Here is a 1,768-nt window from a genome sequence, read left to right on the forward strand (position 1 = left end):
GATCAAGGATAAATGCTTTTTCATAAAATTCCCCCTCGTTAATAAAGTCTATAATTTAAAATCCTTGTTGAGTAAATTCATAAATATCTTTCTGATTTTTTATAATCAGATCCATTAAAACGTTATTTCAGATTAAAAACATCTTAAACCACTCTAAAGTATAACACCCTTATAACAATAAAAAAACAATATATTAAAAAAAGTTTTATCTTTTAAAAAAAAATACAGTCTCAAAGTACCATCAATATTAAAAGTGTTTTCCATATATTGAATAAACTCAATCCAAAAATAACATTACTCATTTTAATACTTCGGGAGAGATTTTTCAAGGTAAATTTTATTTATTATAATATCATTAAAATTTTATATAGAATAAACCTGGCCAATAGCCAGGTTTATTCTATAGTTTTTATTCGACTTACAGTGTATCAGAGACTTTTTTACTCAGAAAACGGCTATTCATATACTCTTTAAAATCCGAAGATGATAAAGGTTTACTGTAGTAATACCCCTGTATATGAGAACAGCCTATACTTCTCAGATAGTCCACCTGTTCTTTTGTCTCGGCCCCTTCTGCAATTACATTGATCTCCAGTTTTTTAGCCAGATAAGTTATTATCTCTGCTATGGAACCATTGTCCGTTTTTGGATAATCCTTTATGAAGGATCTGTCTATCTTGATCTTATCAAACTTGAGTTTTTTAAGGTGAGTCATGGAAGAAAATCCTGTCCCGAAATCATCTATAGCCACGGATATCCCGTTCATCTGAAATTCATCTAGCTTTGGTTTGACATAATCATAGTCCTCTACCAAAACCCCTTCGGTAAGTTCCATTTCAAACTGTGAAAAATCAAGCCCGTAACCTTCTAGAATATAGGTTATATCCTCTACAAGAAACTCATTCTTAAAATCTGTCGCCGATAAATTTATTGAAATCTTAATCTCTTTATGTTTATCTAGCTCCATGACTTTTACCAGTCTGGCCACTTCTTCTACTACCCACATACCTATTTTACTGATAATCCCCATATTTTCAGCAATGGGTATAAATTCCACAGGGGAAACACTGCCCAAAACTCCGCTGTTCCAACGAAGCAATGCCTCTGCCCCCACTAATAAATCTTTTCCACTGTCTATCTGCGGCTGAAAATAGACTTCAAATTCATTATTTTTTATAGCAAGATTCAGATGCTCTTCTATGTCTAGCTCTCTCTGTATCTTTTTTTCCAGGGAATCTTGATAGATTAAGAAATTTCTGTCTGGATAGTATTTCAGTGCTTTTACTGAAAACATTGCCTTTCTAAGCAGCTCTTTTGGTGAACTTCCGTGTTCTGGAAAAAAGACCGCTCCGAAATCAAACTCTAAATTTATATCTTTATCTCCAATACTTATATTGGATTTCAATTTTGATGCCAGCTCCGTCAAAGATCTGTTCATAAAAATTTTATCATTTGGTAATTTTAATACAGCAATGAATATATCTCTTGAAAGGTGAGCTATATTCCCCTCTATTCCTACAGAAGATATGAGCTTCCCCACAATCTCCTGATAAATAAGGTTTAAAAATTCTTCGTTATATTTCATCTGCAGATTATCAAATTTCTTTAATTTTATGTATAGAATTCCGAATTCATTTTCTTTTTCTATCTCTTTATTTATAAGGTTGTAAAACATGAACTCATTTGGGAGATTGGTCTTTGAATTATGAGTCAGGAGATACTCGATCTCTGCATCTTTCTCCTTTTCTGTGGAAAGATCTTTTATCAC

1 protein-coding gene is annotated in these 1,768 nt (G+C 32.2%); it reads right to left on the minus strand.

Annotation, left to right across the window (positions count from 1 at the left end; genetic code table 11):
• Positions 1-418: 418 nt before the first annotated feature.
• Positions 419-1,768 (minus strand): putative bifunctional diguanylate cyclase/phosphodiesterase (locus ABZA26_RS14325; protein ID WP_372715170.1); only part of this gene is annotated, 1,350 nt, incomplete at its 5' end.

The organism is Ilyobacter sp. (genome assembly GCF_041583315.1).
GTDB lineage: Bacteria > Fusobacteriota > Fusobacteriia > Fusobacteriales > Fusobacteriaceae > Ilyobacter.